The sequence below is a fragment of the Pseudomonadota bacterium genome (assembly GCA_030775045.1).
GTDB lineage: Bacteria > Pseudomonadota > Alphaproteobacteria > JALYJY01 > JALYJY01 > JALYJY01.
In genome coordinates this window covers 1-6623 of record JALYJY010000098.1, presented here as the reverse complement: position 1 = coordinate 6623, position 6623 = coordinate 1, and the positions used below count along the sequence as shown (strand labels likewise).

Below are 6623 nucleotides of genomic sequence, written 5' to 3'. Positions count from 1 at the left end.
GACATACAGACGGAAACGCAGACGCGGAACAGGATCACGATTAACCACCAGCAGACAGGACAGCAGATCATGGAATTGTTGCAGGTTGCAGACACAGTGGCCCGGGAAAAGGGCATCGACCGTGAACAGGTGCTGGAGGCCATGGAACAGGCCATCCAGAAGACAGGCCGGGCCAAATACGGCCAGGACAACGATATCCGTGTCAGTATTGATCGCCGGCAGGGCCGGATCAGCCTGCAGCGGTACCGGCTGGTTGTGGAAGCCATCGAGGAAGGTCAGGATGCCGTCCAGATCCTGCTGCCGGATGCACAGCGTATCCAGCCTGATATCAAGGTCGGTGACTCACTGGTCGAGGATCTGCCGCCCATCGAGTTTGGCCGCATCGCTGCCCAGACGGCGCGGCAGGTTATTGTCCAGAAGGTCCGCGAGGCCGAGCGCCTGCGCCAGTACAACGAGTACAGGGACCGGGTTGGCGAGGTGGTCAGCGGCATCGTCAAGCGCGTGGAGTTCGGCAACGTGACGGTCGATCTGGGCCGGGCCGAGGCTGTCCTGCGCCGCGACGAGTGCCTGCCGCGCGAGCACTTCAAGACCGGCGACCGGGTGCGCGCCTATATCCACGACGTGCGCCAGGAACAGCGCGGGCCGCAGATCTTCCTGTCCCGTTCCCACCCCATGTTCATGGCCCGCCTGTTCACCCAGGAAGTGCCGGAAATCTATGACGGGGTTATCGAGATCAAGGCCGTGGCCCGTGATCCCGGCTCCCGCGCCAAGATTGCCGTCCTGTCCAACGACAGCTCCATTGATCCTGTGGGCGCCTGCGTCGGTATGCGCGGCAGCAGGGTCCAGGCCGTTGTGGCCGAGCTGCAGGGCGAAAAGGTGGACATCATTCCCTGGTCGTCGGACGCGGCCACATTCGTGGTGAACGCCCTGGCGCCGGCCGAGGTGGCCAAGGTGGTCCTGGACGAGGACAAAAGCCGCATGGATGTTGTGGTGCCGGATGAGCAGCTGTCCCTGGCTATCGGCCGGCGCGGACAGAACGTGCGCCTCGCGTCCATGCTGACCGGCTGGGATATCGACATCATGACCGAGGCCGAGGAATCCGAACGCCGGACCGAGGAGATGAAAAACCGCTCCAGCAGGTTCATCGAGGCCCTGGATATTGACGAGGTCATAGGGCACCTGCTTGTGGCCGAAGGGTTCGGGTCCGTGGAGGAAGTTGCTGCAGCAGCGGTCGAGGAGCTGGCCGAAATCGAGGGATTTGATCCGGAGATTGCCGCCGAGCTGAAACAGCGCGCTGCCACGTGGCTGGAAAACCGCACCGCTGTCCTGTCTTCCCGCAAGGCCGAGCTGGGGCTGGATCCCGCCCTGTCCGGTATTGACGGCCTGGATGACGATATGCTGGTGAAGCTGGGTGAGAACGGCGTGAAGACGCTGGATGACCTAGCGGATCTGGCCGGGGATGAGCTTCTGGACATTCTGGGCAAGGACGCCCTGACCGGAGAGGCGGCCAACGATATCATCATGAAGGCCCGCGCCCACTGGTTTGGTGGTTCCGCGGACTCCGCACAGTGATGAAGGGGTTGCCCTGTCATGGCGTCGCCGGAGGTTTCTGCCGAAGGACCTGATCCAGAAGAACCCGAGAATGTAGGCGGGCTGCGCAGCCCCCTGCGCCGGTGCATTGTCACCGGGGCCGTGGACAGCAGGGACACCCTGATCCGCTTTGTTGCCGCTCCGGATGGCCATGTTGTTCCTGACCTGGCGGCCTCCCTTCCGGGACGCGGCTACTGGGTCCAGGCCCGGCGGGATATTCTGGAGACGGCCATCCGCAAAAACCTGTTCAGCCGGGCTGCCCGCAAGCCGGTTCGCGCTGGCAGCGACCTGCCTGCCCTTGTGGAAACCCTGCTGCGTCAGCGATGCCTGGATCTACTGGGTCTTGCCCGCCGGGCGGGCCAGATGGTCTTCGGCTTTGACAATGTGGATGCTGCCCTGCGTTCAGGGAGGGCCGAGGTCATCCTGACAGCCAGTGATGCCGGAGCGGATGGCAGGAACAAAATCCAGGGCCTTGCCGCCGGGAAAACTGTTACGGAATCTTTTGACAGCAGCGCCCTTGGCAGCGTATGTGGTCGTGACAGGATTATCCATGTCGCTCTTTTCCAGGGGGCCCTGGCACGGAATTTTCTGGCAGAGGTGAAAAGATATACGGGAATTCTCCCGGACACCCATGAACCGTCGGTGCCGTCTTCCGGCCCGGCACAGCAATGACGGATGAGCCTGCACGCCCATGACTGACAGCACCAAACAGGACCAGAAAAAAACCCTGAGCCTCGGCAAGGGAACGCTGGAGCTGAAAGGCGCAAAGCCGGCCGCCAGGACAGAAGGAGCCGCGGGATCCGTGCGGCAGAGCTTTTCCCACGGCCGGTCCAAAACCGTTGCCGTTGAGGTCAAAAAAAGACGGGCCGGCGACAGGGCTCCGGAAGCTGCAGAGGCCGCACAGCCTGTTGAGAAAACCCGTTCAAAAGGTGGTGTACGGGTTGTGACTTCCACCTCCGCCCGCGGACTGACCAGCGAGGAGAAGGAAGCCCGCGTCCGGGCCCTGCGCGGAGCGCCGCGCGAGGATGATTCAAACGCCGGCTATACAGAGGAGACCGGAGATACAGAAACCGGATCTGTCGGGGAAGATATCTCTGGATCCGCCCCTGTTGCCGGAATTTCCCCCACAAGGTCGGGACCCCTGAGCGCAGAGGATCTGCGCCGGCGGGAAATGGAAGAGCTGCGCCAGATCCGGGAAGATGAAAAGGCGTCCGCCGAGGCCAGCCAGCGCCGGCACAGCGAACAGGAAGCCCATCGCCGGAAGCCGGCGGGGGGAAGTGACAGTATCCGCCAGGGCCGGGCCGGTGGCTCAGCCTCCGGCATGCGCGCAGCCGCCATTGATGCACCGTCTGCGGCTCCCGGTCGCGGCCGTCCCGGAGATCATCCGGCCCCACCTGGCATGGAAGAGGAAGAGGGAAGTTCCAGACGTTCCCGCAGAGGTGGCGGCGGTGGCAGGGCTGCTCCCGGAAGGGCGCCGGCCCAGCCGGAAACCCGTCCGCGCGGGGATGACAAACGCCGTTCAGGCAAGATCAGCGTCAGCCAGGTTACAGGTGACGAGGACGGCGACGCCGGTATCGGCAGGCCCCGCGTCCGTTCCATGGCGTCCATGCGCCGTGCGCGGGAGCGTGAAAAGCGCCAGGCGGGCGCCACCCAGGAACCTGTAAAGGTCAGCCGCGATGTGACCATTCCCGAATTCCTGACGGTGCAGGAACTGGCCAACCGTATGGCCGAGCGCGGCGCTGATGTGATCAAGATCCTGATGCGTATGGGCATGATGGCCACCATCAACCAGAATATCGACGCTGACACAGCAGAACTCATCGTCACAGAACTGGGACACAAACCGAAGCGGGTATCCGAATTTGACGTGGAACTGGGCCTGAAAGGCAGCGCAGATACAGCGGAAAACCTGACCCCCAGGGCGCCTGTGGTGACCGTCATGGGCCATGTGGACCACGGCAAGACGTCGTTGCTGGATGCCCTGCGCCATACCGACATGGTCAGTGGTGAGGCCGGGGGCATCACCCAGCACATCGGGGCCTATCAGGTGACCCTGGCGTCGGGTGCGAAGATCACCTTTATCGACACGCCCGGCCACGAAGCCTTTACGGAAATGCGCGCCCGCGGCGCCAACGTCACCGACGTGGTGGTTCTTGTGGTGGCGGCCGACGACGGGATCAAGCCCCAGACGGTCGAGGCCATCAACCATGCCAAGGCCGCCAAAGTCCCCATTGTGGTAGCCATCAACAAGATCGACCTGCCCGCGGCCAACCCGAACCGGGTCCGGCAGGAGCTGCTGCAGCATGAACTGGTCGTCGAGGAAATGGGCGGCGATATTCTGGCTGTGGAGGTTTCCGCCAAGGGCCGCCGGGGACTGGAAAAACTGGAAGAAGCTATCCTGCTCCAGGCAGAAATCCTGGATCTGAAGGCCAATCCGGACCGTTCCGCTGAAGGCGTTATCGTCGAGGCGCGGATGGAACGCGGGCGCGGGTCTGTGGCTACAGTTCTGGTCCGGCGCGGCACACTGCGTGTGGGCGATATCTTCGTGGCTGGCAGTGAATGGGGCCGGGTCCGGGCCATGGTCACCGACAAGGGGGCCTCTGTCGAGGAGGCCACGCCCTCCATGCCTGTCGAGGTTCTGGGCGCTAACGGAACCCCGCTGGCCGGAGACGAACTGGTTGTCGTGGAGAACGAGGCCAAGGCCCGTGAGGTTGCTGAATTCCGCCAGCGCAAGAAGCGTGAGGCCGCTACTGTGGCCTCGGCCCGCGGGTCCATGGAGCAGATGTTCCAGCAGATCAAGGCCGGCAACGTCAAGGAACTGCCCGTCGTCATCAAGGGCGACGTGCAGGGTTCGGTCGAGGCTATTTCCACTGCGCTGGAAAAGCTGGCGCCCGAGGGGTCAGAGGTACGCGTCCGCGTCCTTCAGTCCTCGGTCGGCGCTATCAACGAAAGCGATGTGACGCTGGCCAATGCGTCGAAGGCTGCCATCATCGGCTTCAATGTGCGCGCCAATCCCCAGGCCCGCGAAATGGCCCGGCGGGATGGCATCGACATCCGCTATTACTCGATCATCTATAACATCCTGGATGATATCAAAGGCCTTCTGTCCGGAATGCTGGCGCCCACACTGCGCGAGAAGTTCCTGGGCTATGCGGAAATCCGCGAGGTGTTCAACATCACAAAGGTTGGCAAGGTGGCCGGCTGTATGGTCACCGAAGGCGTGGTCAAGCGTGGTGCCGGTGTCCGCCTGCTGCGCGACAACGTGGTGATCCACGAGGGCAAGCTGAAAACCCTCAAGCGCTTCAAGGACGAGGTGAAGGAAGTGCGCGACGGGTTCGAGTGCGGGATGGCCTTTGAGAATTACGACGATATCCGCCAGGGTGACATGATCGAGTGCTTCGAAGTCGAGCAGATCGCGCGGACTTTGTAAGCGGGAATGCATGGGCACAGTTGAGGAACGGATTGCCGCTGTTGAACAGCGAAACACCAGAAGGTTTCCCTGGACAAGACGTGGGAGACCAGCCTCACGCGGGGCCTGGCCATATGCCTTGTCACCTGGGTATGCGCCAGCATCCTGTTTGTATACGTGGGTTCCTTCTCCCCAATGGTATCTGGCCGCCTGTGTCCCCGTTATGGGGTATGTGCTGTCAACCTTGGGGCTGCCCAGCCTGCGCAGACTGTGGGAAAAGTGTTCTGGAAAAAAGGGCATATAGTCCCTGGCAAAAGGCCCGGATGTCAGGAAATGACAAGGTTCGTTTATACATTGCGATTGTTAATAAATTACACGCCGCACATCCAGTCCCTTTAAGCCTTCCAGGTACTGGTACAGGGTGATGAGTCCCATACAGGGGAACGCGCCGCGGCGGTGCAGCTGGTCTCTCGCCAGCATTTTTGTCAGCAGGATGGCGGGGGTGGCGGGAATAAAGGGTCCGTGACCTGATCCGGCCAGCAAAAAGAAGGTCTTTGTCTGCGGCACACCTGCCGCGTCGGTGCCGGACAGCTCCATGTAAAAGGCGCTGCGGTCGCTGCCGAACCGGTCATACAGGCGGGACGCCTTCAGCATCAGGCGAGCGTACCGTCCCAGGTTTTTCACAAGGCCGGCACGCACCAGCCAGGACAGGCTCCACAGACCGAGCTGCAGGTCGGGCAGTTCAAGGCCCGCTGAAAAGCGGATAGTCTTCAGGTCCGGGTAGCGCTGCGGGAACAGCTCCAGATCGGGAATATCACAGTTGCCCAGCCACCGGCGGCCCAGTCCGGGAAAGGTGTGGCTGTGCAGATCCTGCCAGCCGTACACGGTTGTCCACTGTCCGTTGTCCAGGGTAGTGAAGGGTTTTCCCGCATAGCCCAGCACGGCTGCCGTGGTGGCCAGTCCGGGGCCGGGCTTCTGGGCGGTGGAGATGGCATAACGAACTGATGTGATCTTCCCGAACGCCGGCAGAAAGTGGTCGATGACCGCCGACGTCAGGCCGGGGACGGAGCTGGCGCCGCTGATAACGGCGATGCTTTTCGCTCTGGCTCTCTCATCCAGAGCACCGATGCCGGCCACAAATGCCCGCCCGTCGGCCAAGTCGATGTAATGGCTGCCCTGGTCGATGCAGGCCTGCGCCACCGCATAGCCCTGTCCCTGAAAGGGGCCGCAGGTGTGGATCACAATGTCCGGCGTGAGGGCTTTCAGTGCCGCTGGCAGATCCCGGTAGATGTCCAGTGCCCTCCACTGCGGCGGGTTAGGCGCGTCCCTGAAACGCTCTGCCAGGGTTCGGCATTTCTCTTCCGACCGGCCCGCGATGATCACCTGCAGGTCCGGCTCTTCCGCCAGTTTTTGGGTAATGTGGGCGCCAAAAGTACCGTAAGCCCCCAGGATCAGAACGCACTTTGTCATCAGTCCCGGACTTCGTAAAACACGCCCGCCTGGGTGAACATTTTCCCGAACAGCCGGTGGGTGATGACGATGCTGATGCGAAAGCGGTTTTCGGCCTCGTTCACGTGGGTCAGGTAGGTATCACCGGGCGTGAAAATGCCAGGCAGGGGGATGC

5 protein-coding genes are annotated in these 6623 nt (G+C 62.3%); 3 read left to right on the top strand and 2 right to left on the bottom strand.

Annotated features, from left to right (window positions below; genetic code table 11):
- Positions 1–69 precede the first annotated feature (69 nt).
- From nusA to infB, 3 genes are read left to right on the top strand one after another with little or no spacing between them, the layout of a single operon-like run.
- Positions 70–1572, top strand: a complete 1503-nt coding sequence (gene nusA, locus M3O22_08090; protein MDP9196703.1) for a transcription termination factor NusA — start codon at positions 70–72, stop codon at positions 1570–1572.
- A gap of 18 nt (positions 1573–1590) precedes the next feature.
- Positions 1591–2262, top strand: a complete 672-nt coding sequence (locus M3O22_08085; GenBank protein MDP9196702.1) for an RNA-binding protein — start codon at positions 1591–1593, stop codon at positions 2260–2262.
- A gap of 19 nt (positions 2263–2281) precedes the next feature.
- A complete protein-coding gene (gene infB / locus M3O22_08080) occupies positions 2282–5020 on the top strand; it encodes a translation initiation factor IF-2 (GenBank protein MDP9196701.1) in 2739 nt (912 codons plus the stop codon).
- A 342-nt stretch (positions 5021–5362) separates the two neighbouring features.
- On the opposite strand, the gene M3O22_08075 is transcribed toward infB, so the two are convergent.
- Both M3O22_08075 and M3O22_08070 read right to left on the bottom strand, forming a co-directional pair.
- Complete coding sequence (locus tag M3O22_08075; GenBank protein ID MDP9196700.1) at positions 5363–6469, bottom strand: saccharopine dehydrogenase NADP-binding domain-containing protein; 1107 nt, start codon at positions 6467–6469, stop codon at positions 5363–5365.
- Positions 6469–6573, bottom strand: coding sequence for a DUF4166 domain-containing protein (locus M3O22_08070; protein ID MDP9196699.1), 105 nt, complete (start codon positions 6571–6573; stop codon positions 6469–6471). Before M3O22_08070 ends, M3O22_08075 begins: the two co-directional genes overlap by 1 nt.
- Between the last annotated feature and the right edge of the window lie 50 nt (positions 6574–6623).

Bases quoted from the DNA above. Each gene is read 5' to 3' on its own strand.
- nusA (MDP9196703.1), top strand. From the start codon at position 70: ATGGAATTGTTGCAGGTTGCAGACACAGTGGCCCGGGAAAAGGGCATC.
- M3O22_08075 (MDP9196700.1), bottom strand. From the start codon at position 6,469: ATGACAAAGTGCGTTCTGATCCTGGGGGCTTACGGTACTTTTGGCGCC.
- M3O22_08085 (MDP9196702.1), top strand. From the start codon at position 1,591: ATGGCGTCGCCGGAGGTTTCTGCCGAAGGACCTGATCCAGAAGAACCC.
- infB (MDP9196701.1), top strand. From the start codon at position 2,282: ATGACTGACAGCACCAAACAGGACCAGAAAAAAACCCTGAGCCTCGGC.